The organism is Xenorhabdus anantnagensis, from assembly GCF_028598555.1.
Taxonomy (GTDB): Bacteria; Pseudomonadota; Gammaproteobacteria; order Enterobacterales; family Enterobacteriaceae; genus Xenorhabdus; species Xenorhabdus anantnagensis.
Genome location: NZ_JAQRFN010000025.1, coordinates 1 through 15,978 on the forward strand (window position 1 = coordinate 1; position 15,978 = coordinate 15,978).

14 protein-coding genes are annotated in these 15,978 nt (G+C 43.7%); 4 read left to right on the top strand and 10 right to left on the bottom strand.

Annotated elements, in window-relative coordinates:
- Positions 1-2,062, bottom strand: a 2,062-nt coding sequence (locus tag PSI14_RS15675) for a phage tail protein (protein WP_273576757.1), incomplete at its 3' end; no start/stop codon positions are given.
- 255 nt (positions 2,063-2,317) lie between these two features.
- Positions 2,318-3,898 (bottom strand): TerC family protein, encoded by a 1,581-nt coding sequence (locus tag PSI14_RS15680; RefSeq protein ID WP_273576758.1) that lies wholly within the window; start codon positions 3,896-3,898, stop codon positions 2,318-2,320.
- 290 nt (positions 3,899-4,188) lie between these two features.
- Here PSI14_RS15680 and gnd point away from each other — a divergent pair, with 290 nt between their 5' ends.
- Complete coding sequence (gene gnd, locus PSI14_RS15685; RefSeq protein WP_273576759.1) at positions 4,189-5,595, top strand: NADP-dependent phosphogluconate dehydrogenase; 1,407 nt, start codon at positions 4,189-4,191, stop codon at positions 5,593-5,595.
- Positions 5,596-5,919: 324 nt separating this feature from the next.
- Here gnd and PSI14_RS15690 read toward each other — a convergent pair whose 3' ends face one another.
- Entirely contained in the window at positions 5,920-6,414 is a 495-nt protein-coding gene (locus PSI14_RS15690) for a YbaK/prolyl-tRNA synthetase associated domain-containing protein (protein WP_273576760.1), read from the bottom strand.
- A 169-nt stretch (positions 6,415-6,583) separates the two neighbouring features.
- On the opposite strand from PSI14_RS15690, the gene yiaY reads away from it, so the two are divergent.
- A complete protein-coding gene (gene yiaY, locus PSI14_RS15695) occupies positions 6,584-7,735 on the top strand; it encodes an L-threonine dehydrogenase (protein WP_273576761.1) in 1,152 nt (383 codons plus the stop codon).
- Positions 7,736-8,100: 365 nt separating this feature from the next.
- Here yiaY and PSI14_RS15700 read toward each other — a convergent pair whose 3' ends face one another.
- Positions 8,101-8,439, bottom strand: coding sequence for an ArsR/SmtB family transcription factor (locus PSI14_RS15700; protein ID WP_273576762.1), 339 nt, complete (start codon positions 8,437-8,439; stop codon positions 8,101-8,103).
- A 120-nt stretch (positions 8,440-8,559) separates the two neighbouring features.
- Here PSI14_RS15700 and PSI14_RS15705 point away from each other — a divergent pair, with 120 nt between their 5' ends.
- Positions 8,560-9,564, top strand: a complete 1,005-nt coding sequence (locus PSI14_RS15705) for a permease (protein ID WP_273576763.1) — start codon at positions 8,560-8,562, stop codon at positions 9,562-9,564.
- Positions 9,565-9,717: 153 nt separating this feature from the next.
- Entirely contained in the window at positions 9,718-10,800 is a 1,083-nt protein-coding gene (locus PSI14_RS15710; protein ID WP_273576764.1) for a methyltransferase domain-containing protein, read from the top strand.
- A 225-nt stretch (positions 10,801-11,025) separates the two neighbouring features.
- On the opposite strand, the gene hisIE is transcribed toward PSI14_RS15710, so the two are convergent.
- The 6 genes from hisIE to hisC are packed head-to-tail and all read right to left on the bottom strand — an operon-like array spanning position 11,026 to position 15,966.
- Entirely contained in the window at positions 11,026-11,661 is a 636-nt protein-coding gene (hisIE, locus tag PSI14_RS15715) for a bifunctional phosphoribosyl-AMP cyclohydrolase/phosphoribosyl-ATP diphosphatase HisIE (protein ID WP_273576765.1), read from the bottom strand.
- Complete coding sequence (gene hisF, locus PSI14_RS15720; RefSeq protein WP_273576766.1) at positions 11,655-12,431, bottom strand: imidazole glycerol phosphate synthase subunit HisF; 777 nt, start codon at positions 12,429-12,431, stop codon at positions 11,655-11,657. The genes hisIE and hisF overlap by 7 nt, the downstream gene beginning before the upstream one ends.
- Positions 12,413-13,150, bottom strand: coding sequence for a 1-(5-phosphoribosyl)-5-[(5-phosphoribosylamino)methylideneamino]imidazole-4-carboxamide isomerase (gene hisA, locus PSI14_RS15725; protein ID WP_273576767.1), 738 nt, complete (start codon positions 13,148-13,150; stop codon positions 12,413-12,415). Before hisA ends, hisF begins: the two co-directional genes overlap by 19 nt.
- A 4-nt stretch (positions 13,151-13,154) precedes the next feature.
- Positions 13,155-13,745, bottom strand: coding sequence for an imidazole glycerol phosphate synthase subunit HisH (gene hisH, locus PSI14_RS15730; RefSeq protein ID WP_273576792.1), 591 nt, complete (start codon positions 13,743-13,745; stop codon positions 13,155-13,157).
- A 23-nt stretch (positions 13,746-13,768) separates the two neighbouring features.
- Positions 13,769-14,851, bottom strand: coding sequence for a bifunctional histidinol-phosphatase/imidazoleglycerol-phosphate dehydratase HisB (gene hisB, locus PSI14_RS15735; RefSeq protein ID WP_273576768.1), 1,083 nt, complete (start codon positions 14,849-14,851; stop codon positions 13,769-13,771).
- Positions 14,848-15,966 carry a histidinol-phosphate transaminase gene (gene hisC, locus PSI14_RS15740; RefSeq protein ID WP_273576769.1) on the bottom strand — a complete coding sequence of 373 codons (1,119 nt, stop codon included), beginning with the start codon at positions 15,964-15,966 and terminating at the stop codon, positions 14,848-14,850. The genes hisB and hisC overlap by 4 nt, the downstream gene beginning before the upstream one ends.
- Positions 15,967-15,978: the final 12 nt, after the last annotated feature.

Below are 15,978 nucleotides of genomic sequence, written 5' to 3' on the forward strand. Positions count from 1 at the left end.
GAACTTTGCTGTTGGCCTCCTGAATGGCTATGGTGGCGTTGCTGTTGGCGGATTCGGCCAGTGTATCCACTTTGCTGATACGCTCATCGATCTCCACTTTATTGTAGGTATCAACATCCGCCGCGGTCAGTTGAATATCGGCGGACAGCTCTTTGTCATTGACCTTGCGGGTCAGGGGAACTTTGCTGTTGGCCTCCTGAATGGCTATGGTGGCGTTGCTGTTGGCGGTGTCGGCCAGTTTGTCCACTTTGCTGATACGCTCATCGATCTCCACTTTATTGTAGGTATCGACATCCGCCGCGGTCAGTTGAATATCTACGGACAGCTCTTTGTCGTTGACCTTGCGGGTCAGGGGAACTTTGCTATTGGCTTCCTGAATAGCTATGGTGGCGTTGCTGTTGGCGGTGTCGGCCAGCTTATCCACTTTGCTGATACGCTCATCGATCTCTACTTTATTGTAGGTATCGACATCCGCTGCGGTCAGCTGAATATCGGTGGTCAGCTCTTTGTCGTTGATCTTGCGGGTCAGGGGGACTTTGCTGCTCGTATCGTTGATAGCTTTGATTGCGTTAGTATTGGCAGTTTCCGCCAAGTTATTGACATCACTGATCTGTATTTTGATATCTTTGAGCATGCCATCAGTTTGTTCTTTACTGTAAGCATCGATATCTGCCGCGGTCAGTTGAATGTCGGTTATCAACTCTTTGTTATTAACCTTGCGGGTTAGAGGAACTCTGTTGTTCACATCCTGAATGGCCGCCGTGGCATTGTGGTTGGCAGTTTCCGCCAGTTTATCCACTTTGCCGATACGATCATCGATTTCCACTTTATTGTAAGTATCGACATCTGCCGCCGTCAGTTGAATGTCGGTGATCAGCTCTTTGTCATTGACCTTGCGGCTCAAGGGAACTTTGCTGCTGGCCTCCTGAATGGCCACATTGGCGTTGTGGTTGGCGGTTTCCGACAGCTTATCCACTTTGCTGATACGATCATCGATTTCTGCTTTATTGTAGGTATCGACATCCGCCGCCACCAGTTGAATGTCGGTGGTCAGCTCTTTGTCGTTGATCTTGCGGGTCACTGGGACTTTATTATTAGCATCTTGAATGGCCGTGGTGGCAAGTTGCTCAGCAGTTTTAGCCAGCGCCTCAACGGGAGCGATAAGTCCATCGGTTTCCTTCCTGCTGTAGGCATCCACATCAAGCGCTGTAAGTTCAACATCTATTACCAGCTCTTTGCCATTAACCTTGCGGCTCAAAGGGACTTTGTTATTTGCAGTATCAATGGCTTGATGGGCTAATGTCGTAGCTTTATCGACAAGAGAATCTGTTTGGATCTTGTCATAGGCATTGACATCCGCGGCTGTCAGCTCAATGTCTTTGGACAGCTCTTTGCCATTAACTTTACGCGTTAGTGGCACATATTTATCTGTCGAAGAGATTGATGTAGCCAATTCATAAGCTTTATTGGCTAATTCATACGCCGTTTTTATTGCTTTGGGTGTTGCAGCATGAGCTTCGCTGTCACTGTTTACCGCGTTACTTAACGCAACAAACCCCTTTTCTTTTAAGGTTGCATTAGGATGGTTGCGGCTTTCAGCGTGTTCTTTAATTCTTTCTCTCACATATCTGCGAGTGGCAAGGCCAGAAATTAGCTCTCTTATCCATTCAGCCAAGCTATTATCGCCAACCGTCAATGCCATGCGGATAGTTTGTTCCTGAGATTCTGGCTTATAGAGGTCAGCACAGTTTCCTACCGCAATCAGTGTGCCATCTTTATCGAATAGGCCCATCTCACGAACCCACCAATTACCTTCACCTTCAGGAATTATCTGTTCGGCGATAATTTGGTGGGGTTTTTGAGGTGCAATGGTCAGGGCATCAAGTTCAGCACGATGCTTTTCATTAATCAGACAGGCTTGTTTGGCATTGGGTGTGGGTAAACTACCACCACCGTCGCCTACAGCCATATGGGTAATTTCAAGTTTGGTGCCTGATAAGGCTGCTTTTTTCAGTTTTTCGGTGCCAGTATGTGTTAATAATGCAAAATATTTCGTACTCATATAAAACCCTCACTTATCAACAATAAATGTATGTATTGCTAACTCAGCCACAAAAAAGCTTTGTAAAGCTCTTGGGCCATATGAAGGCGGTGCGACATCCCCGCTAACTGCTATTGAATCGGGGGTTATTGTACTTGGTGTAATCGTGAGCAAATATCCTAAAAATTGAATCAAACTGATAAAACTTATAGGAATAAAAAAACCGGCCTTATGCCGGTTTTTTCTTAGTAGGTGGTGTGGTTTTAAGATTTCTGATTATATTTCAGCATATTCTTCCACTTTCAGTGAGGTAATTTTCACTTTATTGATGCGGTGGCTGGTGATTTCCAATGCTTCAAACAGATAGTCGCCAATCTTCAGTTGCTCACCTTGTTGTGGAATATGTTGCAGATATTCCATTAACAGGCCTGCCAGTGTCTGATATTCTCGTTTTTCATCCAATGGCAGCGGCACGTAAAGCACTAAATCTTCCAGTGGCATAAATCCATTGGCAATCCAATACCCCTCTTCCATAACCTGAATATCATGGCGGGCATCAAGCTCTCCACCACCGACAGGGAGATTGCCTGTAATGGTTTCCATCACATCAGTTACCGTAACTACCCCTTCAACAGAACCGAATTCATCAACGACAAAAGCAAAGTGTGTTTGTGCCTGACGGAACTGTTCCAATGCTTGTAGCAGGGAGAGAGATTCAGGGAAAATCAACGGTTGCTGGACTAACTTCCTTAAATCAAAAGTATTGTGAGTCAGCTGTTGATTAAGGATATCAATCACATGTACAACGCCAAGAGGCTCATCACTGGTCTGCTCGTCTGTGACCACAATTCGCGTGTGTGGCTTTTGTTCCAGTAGCGTAGTTAATTTTTCTGTAGGGGCATGGACATCAAGATAAACCACATCATGGCGTGAAGTCATGATACTGCTGACGGTACGTTGTGCCATGCTGAGAACGCGGGCGATCATCTGGCGTTCTTGAGGCTCAAAGACTTCTTTGTTCTCTGTATGATCCGCAATCAGGTTGGAAGTATGGTTATCAAGTGCAGCGTTTTCACGTTTACCATTTAAAATGTGAAGAACAGCCTCTGCGGTTCTTTCGCGCAGGGAGCGGGAAGCACTCAAGAATTTGCGGCGATTGAACTGAGCGAACTGATTCAGTGCTTCAATCATGATGGAGAAGCCGATGGCTGCATAAAGATAGCCTTTCGGAATGTGATAGCCAAAGCCTTCAGCAACTAAGCTGAAGCCGATCATCAGTAAGAAGCTGAGACACAGGATAACGATTGTGGGATGCGCATTGACAAATTTTGTCAGAGGCTTGCTGGCCCATATCATCAGGATCATGGCGATAATCACAGCCGCAACCATAATACCAATGTGATCGACCATCCCCACGGCAGTGATAACAGAATCGAGAGAAAATACTGCATCCAAGACAATAATTTGCACAACTACCGCCCAGAAGCTGGCTCCTTTGCGTTGTTGATTGGTATGCAGGTTTTTTCCTTCTAACCGTTCATTTAACTCCATTGTTGCTTTGAACAGCAAGAAGATACCCCCTATCAACATAATTAAATCACGGGCGCTGAGAGGATGTTCCCATAAAGTAACCAATGGATTAGTCAGGGAAATGAGCCAGGATAGGCTGAATAACAGCAATATCCTCATGATAAGGGCGCAGGAAAGCCCTGTCAGGCGAGCTTTGTCTCTCTCTTTTTCAGGAAGTTTATCTGCCAGAATGGCAATGAATATTAAGTTGTCTATTCCAAGAACAATTTCTAAAACGATAAGTGTGGCCAGACCTGCCCATATCGTCGGATCAGCGATCCATTCCATACAATTTGTTTTACCTTTTTAATAGGACGGCATTTGCCGACTGTTAAATAATGCGTATTGAAGTGCGAAATATCAATAGGTGATTTATCTCAGTTGGAAATTTTTTCAGCAAAAAAACGTCTCGACGGTATCGGTTACATCAATAACTACCCTCTATGGCCTTTCCTGAGTTAACATGTGACCTCATTAACAAATTGCTCACTCTGTTTTGTTGCATACGGCATGTAATACACATGGTATTACGTATGCATCTTGGGTGGGCAGCAGTCATTATTAGACGGGAGTTATTCATGTCCAAACAACAGATCGGTGTTGTCGGTATGGCGGTAATGGGGCGCAATCTGGCGTTGAATATTGAAAGCCGTGGTTACTCTGTATCTATTTTTAACCGCTCCAGCGATAAAACTGATGAAGTTATTGCCGAAAATCCAGGGAAAAAATTAGTTCCAAGTTATTCCATTGAAGAGTTTGTCGATTCGCTGGAAAAGCCACGTCGTATTCTGTTGATGGTTAAGGCTGGTGAAGCTACGGATAAAACCATTGCATCACTGACGCCACATTTGGATAAGGGTGACATTCTGATCGATGGTGGCAACACCTATTTTCAGGATACTATCCGCCGTAATCGTGAGTTGTCTGCTCAGGGTTTTAATTTTATCGGTACTGGCGTTTCTGGCGGTGAAGAAGGCGCATTGAAAGGCCCTTCAATTATGCCGGGTGGTCAAAAAGAAGCTTATGAGTTGGTAGCACCAATTCTGAAAGAGATCGCTGCCCAGGCTGATGGTGAGCCTTGTGTCGCTTATATTGGGGCAGATGGTGCAGGCCATTATGTGAAGATGGTTCACAATGGCATTGAATATGGTGATATGCAGTTGATTGCAGAGGCCTATTCTCTTTTGAAAAATTCATTGAACCTGAGTAATCAGGAATTGGCTGAAGTATTCAGTAATTGGAACCAAGGTGAGCTGAGCAGCTACCTGATCGAGATTACTGCCGATATTTTCCGTAAACAAGATGAAGAAGGGAAATATCTGGTTGATGTGATTCTGGATGAAGCGGCCAACAAAGGCACCGGTAAGTGGACCAGCCAAAGCTCGCTGGATTTAGGTGTTCCGGTAACACTTATCACGGAATCTGTATTTGCTCGCTATATCTCTTCCCTGAAAGATCAGCGCGTAGCTGCATCCAAGGTGCTGTCAGGCCCGGAAGCTCAGCAGTTCAACGGAGATGAGGCTGAATTTATTGAGAAAGTTCGCCGTGCTCTGTATTTGGGTAAAATTGTTTCTTATGCGCAAGGCTTCCAACAATTGAAGGCGGCATCGGATGAGTACAACTGGGATCTGAACTATGGTGAAATTGCTAAGATCTTCCGTGCTGGTTGTATTATTCGTGCACAATTCCTGCAAAAAATCACAGATGCATACAATGAAAACCCAGCTATCGCTAACTTGTTGTTAGCACCTTATTTCAAACAAATCGCAGACGAATATCAGCAAGCTCTGCGCGATGTTGTTTCCTACGGTGTGCAGAATGGTATCCCAACGCCAACATTCTCTGCTGCTATCTCTTATTACGACAGCTATCGTTCTGCTGTATTGCCTGCTAATTTGATTCAGGCACAGCGCGATTATTTTGGTGCGCATACTTATAAGCGTACTGATAAAGAAGGTGTTTTCCACACTGAATGGCTGGGTTAATTATTAGATATCTTTATAAGAAATAAGCATATCTAAAATTAAGGTGCTGAATTATCAGCACCTTTTTTACTGAGTGAAACTAAAGTATCAAGTTGAAGGTTGCCACTTAAGCAATCGTTGCGCAAATCTCTCCAACCATTGTGCTATCTCTGCATCGTGAAGGAAAAGAAATACAGCGAGGCTGAGAATAGCAAGACCAAGTATTACCAGAACAAAAATATTACTCATATAATAATCGCTCATCTTCGTCTGGTTAAATTATAGCAAAATGTAAACTTTGTTTAATTTAGTTTTAATTTATTGGGTCATTTCTTAGAGTTAGCCTCAATCGGCTATTTTCCGAAAAGCAATTAATTCTGGTATAGCGATGCGCCGGTAATCTTGCGTATTCAAAATAATCGAACGCTCTAAGCTACCCGCATTAAATGCCAGTTCATCATAGCGCTCGAACAATAGTGGATCGGCAACCAACTTTAGGTCTGGGTGGAAACTAAATGGTGGGATGGCACCGAAAACGCAGCGAGTCAATTCAGAAACTTCTTTTGGACTTGCCAGAGAAGCCCGGCTTCCTCCCACTTGTTTGGCAAGAGCTGCAAGATCGGCCTGTTGATCAGCAGGCAAGACAGCAAGGACATACTGCCGATAGCCATTTCCTTTCACATGGCAGACTAGGCCTTTAGCCCCTTGCCCTAGATGGGTTCCCCGTATTTTTGCCACTTCTTTTGAACGACCACCAGTAGTATGTTCTATAATACGATAATGGGCATTGTTAGTGTCCAATAAGGCTGTGAGGCATTCAAAAATGTCTTTTTTTAGCAAAATATTCTCCTGCATAAACTCAAAGTAAAAATTGATATCTATTTTTTTAATCTTACATAGGCAATTATTGATTCTGGTCAAATTTACTGCGAGAGATAAGTGTCACATTGTAATTCAATTCTCTTACATTGAGCTTCGAAATACTTCAGTAAAATCTAAGGAGTTTCAAATGGCAGCATCAACTTTCTTTATCCCACCAGTAAATAAAATCGGTACGGGATGCATGACTGAAGCCATCGAATTAATGAAAAATTATGGCTACAGGCAGGCTTTGATTGTTACTGACCGTGTGCTAAATGAGATTGGTGTTGTTGGAAAAGTTCAGGCTTTACTGGCGGATGTCAGGATAAAAAGTGCAATTTATGATGGAACAAATCCAAACCCAACGACGATTAATGTTGCGGAAGGTTTGGAAATTCTGCGTCAACATCATTGCGATTGTGTGATCTCTTTAGGTGGTGGTTCACCGCATGATTGTGCAAAAGGCATTGCATTGGTGGCAGCTAATGGTGGGGACATTCGTGATTATGAAGGGGTTGATCGTTCAGCTAAGCCACAGCTACCTTTGATTGCCATTAATACTACTGCGGGAACGGCGTCTGAAATGACACGCTTCTGTATTATTACGGATATTGAACGCCATATCAAAATGGCAATTGTGGATAAAAATGTTACGCCTATTTTGTCAGTCAATGATTCTGCGTTGATGGCAGGAATGCCAAAAGGATTGACTGCCGCGACAGGGATGGATGCATTGACTCATGCGATTGAGGCTTATGTCTCTACGGCGGCTAACCCTATCACTGATGCTTGCGCGTTGAAAGCCGTGACAATGATTAGTCATAATTTGCGTCGTGCTGTTGAAGATGGAAATGATATGGAAGCGCGTGAGAATATGGCTTATGCCCAGTTCTTGGCAGGTATGGCATTCAATAATGCGTCTTTAGGATATGTCCATGCTATGGCACACCAGTTAGGTGGATTCTATGATTTGCCACATGGTGTCTGTAATGCGGTTTTGCTGCCACATGTCCAGCGATTCAATGCAAAAGCTTCTGCTGCACGCCTGAAAGAAATTGCCGCTGCTATGGGTGTTGAGGTTAATACTCTAAACGCTGAGCAAGGTGCTGAAGCCTGTATTCAAGCGATCAGTGAATTGGCAAAAGATGTCAATATTCCGTCAGGTTTGTCCGAGTTGAATGTAAAAGAGGAAGATTTGCCAACACTGGCGACCAATGCATTGAAAGATGCCTGTGGATTCACTAACCCGATTCAAGCTTCTCATGAAGAAATCGTAGCTATCTTTAAAGCGGCAATGTAACTCACTGAGTAGTGGTTTTAATAGCTGAGTGTACATTAGTTCTAATGATTTTTTCGTGGAGATGATTTTTCAAAGAGAGCCTGTTTAAGCTAAGTGTCATATTGCTCGGTTGTAACAGCGTTATTTTTTAGTATTGGGTATTCCTTTGAAAAACACATTTTCCCTCAGGGAATGTGTTTTTCATTAGGAGATAGGCAAGTTATGCTATAAATGATAAAAAATCTTCACTGTCATTCCCTAATAGTGATTTTTTCTGGCAGTGTCTGTTTTCAAAAGAGTACAGATGTACTATACATACATGTTCTTCCTTTCGGGTCTACTGTGACTTTATTCCATATACCTGATAGAAATATCGTCCTCTTCTCTCACCCCTGTTTTTCACATAACCCACATGATTGTTCGGTGAAGTGTTCAACCGAAATCCCGACACAACACTCTTCTTGCAAGAAGTTGATCAAGTTTTCCAAGTGTTGGTACTCAGGTATACATACAATAGTACGACTGTGCTTCTCCTGACGGATGAGTCCAACCTTCACCATACGGGTGAGATGATGTGATAGTGTTGAAGCAGGAATACCCAGGGCTTTCTGAATTTCTCCGACGGAAGCTCCCTGATGACCGGCCTTAACTAAAAAGCGAAATATAGCTAATCGGTGACTATTCCCCAGTTCAGCCAGACTTACTGCGACTTCTTCATGTTTCATACGTGTCTCTAAACAAAAATTTCTATGTTTCTGGAAATATAATTGACAGGAACTGCAATGGCAATCTAATATCTCCAATATTTCCATAAAACTAGAAATATAGATATTTGGAGGTTTAGAATGTCTTCTCAATTGCAAGAAACCTTAAACATGTTTGTCTTCCTTGCCATAGAGTTATCAGCTTTATTCATTGGTATTAGTTTATTGGTTGGTATTCTCCAGCGACATATACCTCCAGCCAAAGTGGAAGCCTTACTGAGTGCTAACCGGAGAAGGGGATATTTTTTGGCTGCAATCCTCGGATCTATCACCCCTTTTTGTAGTTGTTCGACCATTCCTATGTTGAAAGGGCTAATTCGTGCTAAAGCTGGTTTTGGTCCAATGATGGTATTTCTATTTACTTCTCCTCTATTGAACCCCATCATCGTTGTATTGCTTGTTGTGACTTTTGGTCTGACGCTAACAGCTATTTACGTACTATCAGCTCTTCTGGTCTCACTTGGTGCCGGATGGTCGCTACAAAAATTGGGATTTGAACGTTATATACGCCATGAAGAAGCGTCTGGTTGCGGGGGCTCTGGAAGTAGTTGTGACGTTAGGCCAACGGTATCAAACAGTTGTGAATCAATAGTGACTTCCTGTTGTCCTGCTTCCCAGATCACCACGCAATCTACAGGTTGCTGCGATAACCAAACCATCAAAACTGAGCGCCCGAAAAGTAAGTATAGTGGTCTGTGGCAGGAAGCTTGGTCAGATTTCAAGGACGTCCTACCGTATCTGTTTATTGGTATAGCAATCGGTAGTGTGATCTATGGCTATGTACCTACTAGCCTGCTCGAACAATATGCTGGCTCAGATAATCCTTTTGCTATTCCAATTGCTGCTGTCATTGGCGTGCCGCTGTATATTCGTGCCGAAGCCCTGATACCGCTTTCAGCAGCCTTGATGGCGAAAGGGGTCGGCGCCGGAACGATTCTGGCGTTAATTATCGGTGGTGCCGGTGCCAGCCTGACTGAGTTAATTTTATTACGCTCCCTATTTACATTTAAGCTCTTGGCGACCTTTGTGGCGGTTATTTTTGCTATGGCTATGATTGCGGGTTACACGGCTTTCCTATTTTTCTGAATGCTAATCCGAATGGGTAGGCTGCCACTCATTTTAACTGAAGGTTACTGATCATTAATGTATGAATAAATACTATGTTAAACGTGTTGTTATGGCGTGATACAGGTACAGGATATAGCGAGTATTGAACGGTTTTATTAGAGGAATAGAATGATGAAAACCAAAGAACAACAATTGTCTCAACGAATTGAAAATGTACAAAATTACTATGGTACAACACTTTCAGGCAAGGAAGACCTGATAACTAATGTTTGCACTGTAGATGAACCACCTTCTGATGAGATCAAAGATATACTAAAAGCAATTCACCCAGATGTGCAGCAGCGTTTTTATGGCTGCGGTACTCCTTTTCCTCCTTTGCTGACCGGATCAATTGTGTTGGATTTAGGCTGTGGTGGCGGGAGAGACTGCTTCATTTTATCTAAGTTGGTCGGGCCAGAAGGGAACGTTATCGGCGTGGATACTACCCTTGAACAAATTGAATTTGCTGAGAGTTATGTTGAATATCACCGAGAAGCCTATGGCTACAACGAAAGTAATGTACATTTTATACACGGTAATATTGAGTCCTTGGAGCTACTCAATTTACCGCCGAATAGTGTCGATGTCATCGTCTCCAATTGCGTCATTAACCTAGCTGCTGCAAAATCTGATGTGCTTCAGGGAATGGCTCAGCTACTCAAATCTGGTGGAGAAATTTATTTTTCTGATATTTTCTCTGATCGCAGACTTTCACAAGAGTTAAAAAATGATCCATTGCTGATTGGAGAGTGTATTGGTGATGTATTGTATTATGGCGACTTTGTGCGAATAGCGCGTGATGCTGGCTTTCGGGATATACGAATTGTTGCAAGCAATTTAAAAACTATTAACAACAAATCCATTGAAGAAAAATTGGGTGGTGCAAGACTGTATTCAATGACTCTCAGGTTATTCAAGATTGATTTAGAAGATAGTTGCGAAGATTATGGTCAGGTCGCCATATACAAAGGTAATCTCCCTGATGCCCCCATTTGCTTTATGTTTGATCAAGAACATGTGTTTGCAGCAGGGAAAGCGGTGCCAATATGTCGAAATACAGCAGATATCATTTGCAAAAGCCGATACCATAGTTTGTTTAATGTGATTGGTGAAGGCCGTACACATTATGGGGTTTTTAACTGTGGAACAGCCTCAAGCAATTTTGTAACCTCAATTGAACCCCCTATGAGCGCAGCAGGAGTCTGTGGCTGCTAAATAGCCTCTAATCCACTGGCAGTGGTTTACAATTTGCCGGACATTCTGAGTAGCAGGAGAGGGCATTAATTTGAATAGCTACCATTATTGGTACTACATACGATCTCAGATATAAAAAGTCATCTAATAAGACAGTAAGAAGCCACTTCGTACATATAACTTGGCAAAGTGGCTGACATTTTTTAAATTTTCAACTTTTGCTCGGAACTTTATTTACTCAGAACTCTACTGTTGAGTAGAGTGCCGTTCCCGCAATTGACTGATGATACGACTAAGATCGAGTTCTTGATCTTGGAGTAAAACCAGCAGGTGATAGATTAAATCTGCGGCTTCGTTGGTCAATTCGTCTCTATCATTTACTGTAGCTGCTAATGCGGTTTCTACACCTTCTTCGCCAACTTTTTGGGCGATGCGTTTTGTTCCGCTGGCATATAAGCGAGCAGTATAAGAACTGTCTGGTGAGGCATGTTTTCGGCTTGCCAGTAATTGTTCCAATTCATAGAGAAAACCCCATTCGGTTTGTGCAGGTGCAAAGCAGCTCTCAGTACCTTTATGGCAGGTTGGGCCAATAGGATTCACTAAGGCCAGCAGAGTATCGTTGTCGCAGTCAGGATAGATCTCTACCAGATTCAGGAAGTGGCCGGAGCTTTCGCCTTTTGTCCACAATCGCTGTTTAGTACGGGAAAAAAAGGTTACCTTGCCAGAATTAAGCGTTACATTCAGTGCTTCCTGATTCATATAGCCCATCATTAACACCGCTCCAGAAGTGGCATGTTGAACGATGACAGGCATCAGATTATCCACTTTTTTCCAATCTAGTTTCTCAATTTCTTGAGCTGTTAATCGCTGTGCTGTCAACATGTTCTAACCTCGACACCCTGTGTAGCAAGATATTGTTTAAGTTCACTGATATTAATGATCTGTTTGTGGAAGACGGAAGCAGCCAAAGCCCCATCAACATTTGCAAGTTGAAAAGCATCCAGGAAATGTTCTGGTGCACCGGCTCCCCCGGAAGCAACCAATGGCACAGAGCAGACATCGCGCACTGATTTTAGCTGAGTAAGATCATAGCCATTACGGACACCATCTTGATTCATCATGTTCAGAACGATTTCACCAGCCCCACGTTGTTGTACTTCTTTGACCCAATCCAATGTCTGCCAGCGTGTTGCGGTTGTGCGCTTTTCATCTCCTGTAAACTGGTAAACCTGATAGCTGTTGGTTTTCTCATCAAACCACGTATCAATACCCACGACGACACATTGGACACCGTAGCGATCAGCCAGACGGTTAATCAAATCCGGGTCAGCTAAGGCTGGAGAGTTGATGGAAATTTTATCTGCACCGAACGCCAATATTTGCCCTGCTTCTTCGACAGTTTTAATTCCACCCGCCACGCAGAAAGGGATATCGATGACTTCAGCAACTTTTGCCACCCAGCTTTTATCTACCACGCGACCATCGGAAGAGGCGGTAATATCATAAAACACCAACTCATCAGCCCCCTCTTGTGCATAGCGCTGTGCGAGAGGAACAATGTCACCAATAATTTCGTGGTTACGGAATTGTACGCCTTTGACGACTTGCCCATCACGGACATCCAGGCATGGAATTATGCGTTTTGCCAACATTGGATAGCCTCCGTCAGTGTGAATTTTCCTTCCAATAATGCGCGACCGACGATAACGCCTGCGACACCAGATGCAGGCAGGGGAGAAATATCGCTGAGGCTGCCAATACCACCAGAGGCTTGAAATTGGATTTGCGGATATTGTTGGCTGATCTCCTGATAGAGCGCAATATTGGAGCCGCTTAATGTGCCATCACGGGAAATATCGGTACATAAAACATGTTTTAGTCCAACAGGGAGATATTGTTCAATCACGTACTCAAGGGTAGCATTGCTGTTTTCCTGCCAACCACTGATGGCGACTTGCTTAATTCCATCTGCATTGATGCGGATGTCCAGTGCCAGTACAATTGCGTCAGCGCCGTATCGATGAAACCATTGCTTGACTAATTCAGGTTGTGTCATAGCAGTAGAACCAATGACAACCCGGCTTGCCCCTGCTTCAAGCAATGTTTTTACATCTGCCTCTGAACGAATTCCTCCACCGACTTGAACGGGAACAGTAACTCCTGCCAGTAATTCTTTCAAAAGTGCAATTTGACGTTTGGTTGGATTTTTTGCGCCAGTGAGATCCACCAAATGCAGCAAGTTAGCGCCTTCCTGTTCATATTGTTGTAAGCGGGGGAGTGGAGAACTGCCATAATCCCGACGTTGAGCATAATCTCCTTGATGCAGACGTACCACATTACCATCAATTAAATCTAATGCAGGTATAATCATGCGCTTACATCTCCAAAAAGTTTTTTAGTAATTGTGCGCCTGCTGCACCTGAACGTTCAGGGTGAAATTGCACACCAAAGAAATTGCCTTTTGCAATCGCACTGCTAAATGTATTGCCATACTCAGTTTGGGCAATCGTATATTCCCCAACAGGCAGAGCATAGCTATGAACAAAATAGAAACGAGAATTGTCGGCAATATAGCGAAACAGTGGATGACCTGACTGTGCTTTCACTTGATTCCAGCCCATATGTGGTAACGGCAGACCTATGGTCATTATTTTTTCTACAGGGGCATCAATTAATTTCAGTAGGGGAACGTTATCTCCCTCTGCACTGACTTTGGCAAGTAATTGCATACCGAGGCAGATACCCAATACAGGTTGGGTAAGAGAATTAATCAAAGGAATTAATTGTCGCTGTTCAAGCTGTTTCATTGCGGCGGTAGCCGTGCCCACTCCCGGTAGAAATAGTTTATCGGCTGTACGTACAATATCCGCGTCTAAACTGACAATGGGCTTATAACCTAGCCGACGAATAGCATAGGTAACAGAAGCAAGGTTAGCGCAGCCTGTATCTAGAATAACAACGTTCATCATGACTTCCTTTATAGCATTTCCTATAAAACACCTTTAGAGCTAGGCAAAGTATCGCCTTCTATGCGAATGGCTTGCCGCAATGTCCGGCCAAAGACTTTAAACAGACTTTCTGCCCGATGGTGATCATTCTTGCCTTTGGTTTTCAGGTGTAGGGTGCATCCCATGGTGTAAGAGAGGGAACGGAAGAAGTGTTCGATCATCTCTGTGCTCAAATCTCCGACACGCTGATGTTTAAATTCAGCTTTATATTCGAGGTGTGGACGACCTGAAATATCCAGAGCACAGCGTGCAAGACATTCATCCATTGGCAATGTGAAGCCGAATCTGGCAATGCCACGTTTATCTCCCAACGCCTGTTTTAAAGCTTCTCCCAGTGCGAGACCGGTATCTTCAACAGTATGATGATCGTCAATATAAAGATCGCCCTTTACTTGTATATTCATGCGGAAACCACCATGAGTCGCGATCTGATCCAGCATGTGATCGAAGAAACCAACGCCTGTATTAATGCGACTTTCTCCTTCACGATCCAGCCAAATTTCAATATCAATAACGGTTTCTTTGGTTTTTCGTTCAACGTGGGCATGGCGATCTTTACGGATTAACTCCTTGCGGAGTAATTGATCACAAATAGCTGACCATCCCAGTGATTCGGGTTGATAACGAATGCCTTTAATTCCCATGTTTTGGGCTAATTGCAGATCGGTTTCCCGATCACCGATGACATAACTGTTTTCAGTATCAATGACATTTTCGACCAGATATTTTTGTACCAATCCGAGTTTGGGTTTACGGCAAAGACAGTTATCTTCTGGTTTGTGTGGGCAGATCAGCACCTCTTCAAAATGGATGCCTTGTGAAGTGAAAACCTGCATCATCAGGGTATGGGGTGGTTCAAAATCCGCTTGTGGAAAACTGGCTGTACCTAATCCGTCCTGATTAGTGATCATCACTAATTTGTAATTGGCTTTTTGCAGGGACAGTAAGGCGGGGATCACACCAACCTCAAAAGCCAATTTATCAAGGCGATCAACTTGATAATCACTAGGAGGCTCGGTGATCAATGTTCCATCGCGGTCAATAAAAAGCATTTTCTGGCTCATGGGTTCTCAGTTTCCTTGATTTGTTGAGTTTGGTTGGAAAGTGCACTAATGGCACTGATTAGCTGTTCACATTCATTCCGGCTGCCAATGGTAATGCGCAGGCAATTCTCTAATCCCGGTTGTTTACTTTGATCACGCAAGATGATCCCTTGCTCCCATAGCGTTTTGAAAACGAATTCTGCATTGATAAATTTCACCAAAATATAGTTGGTTTCGCTTGGAAACACGTTTTCTACCAACGTCAATTTGCTGAGTGCTTGCTGGAGATAAGTCCGATTGCTGATGATCTCCTCCACTCGATTTCTCATTGTTTGAATGCCCTTTTCAGTTAGCGCTTGTGCAGCGATATCTGCGATAGGTGTAGCAAGTGGATAAGGGCTAATCACTTTTAGCATTAGCGCGATAATATCGGCAGAAGCCAGCGTAAATCCACAACGCAATCCAGCCAAAGCGAAAGCTTTCGAGAGGGTTCGCAAAATGACTAAGTGAGGGTAGTCTTGTAGCCAACGGGTGGTAGCATGGGTAGTTGCATGTTGTGGGCAAAATTCGATGTAGGCTTCGTCAATGGCAACGATGGCACGGTTACGGGCCAATTCAAGGATTTGGCGTAATACGGCAGGTTCAATGAGATTGCCTGTAGGGTTGTTGGGACTACAGATATAGATCAACTTGACGCGATCCAGATTATTTTTTATGGCGGCAATATCCGGTTGCCAGTCGACGCTGACAGGGATCTTTTTTTGCTCTATGCCAAAGGTTTCGGCACTAACGCTATACATGCCATAGGTGGGTGGGCAAAACAGTACAGCATCGCGTCCCGGCTCACAAAAAACTCGGATCAGCAATTCGATGGATTCATCTGCGCCACGACTGACAAGAACTTGCTCCGGTTGCAGATCAGCATAATTGGCATAACGTTGAATGACTGTTGCTGGTTGGCATTCAGGATAGCGATTGAGTGTGTTTTCAGTGAGTTGAAAATTGGGTGCGATGGGGTATTCATTCGCATTTAACCAAATATCACCATGACCGCCCAGACGGCGGGCAGACATATAAGGGACTAATTTGCGAACGTTTTCTCTTGCCAATGAATTGATATCAAAAACCGTACTCATGATTGTTCCTTA

Coding starts and splice junctions, on each gene's coding strand:
- yiaY (WP_273576761.1), top strand. CDS start 6,584: ATGGCAGCATCAACTTTCTTTATCCCACCAGTAAATAAAATCGGTACG.
- hisH (WP_273576792.1), bottom strand. CDS start 13,745: ATGAACGTTGTTATTCTAGATACAGGCTGCGCTAACCTTGCTTCTGTT.
- hisA (WP_273576767.1), bottom strand. CDS start 13,150: ATGATTATACCTGCATTAGATTTAATTGATGGTAATGTGGTACGTCTG.
- PSI14_RS15700 (WP_273576762.1), bottom strand. CDS start 8,439: ATGAAACATGAAGAAGTCGCAGTAAGTCTGGCTGAACTGGGGAATAGT.
- gnd (WP_273576759.1), top strand. CDS start 4,189: ATGTCCAAACAACAGATCGGTGTTGTCGGTATGGCGGTAATGGGGCGC.
- PSI14_RS15680 (WP_273576758.1), bottom strand. CDS start 3,898: ATGGAATGGATCGCTGATCCGACGATATGGGCAGGTCTGGCCACACTT.
- PSI14_RS15705 (WP_273576763.1), top strand. CDS start 8,560: ATGTCTTCTCAATTGCAAGAAACCTTAAACATGTTTGTCTTCCTTGCC.
- hisC (WP_273576769.1), bottom strand. CDS start 15,966: ATGAGTACGGTTTTTGATATCAATTCATTGGCAAGAGAAAACGTTCGC.
- hisB (WP_273576768.1), bottom strand. CDS start 14,851: ATGAGCCAGAAAATGCTTTTTATTGACCGCGATGGAACATTGATCACC.
- hisF (WP_273576766.1), bottom strand. CDS start 12,431: ATGTTGGCAAAACGCATAATTCCATGCCTGGATGTCCGTGATGGGCAA.
- hisIE (WP_273576765.1), bottom strand. CDS start 11,661: ATGTTGACAGCACAGCGATTAACAGCTCAAGAAATTGAGAAACTAGAT.
- PSI14_RS15710 (WP_273576764.1), top strand. CDS start 9,718: ATGAAAACCAAAGAACAACAATTGTCTCAACGAATTGAAAATGTACAA.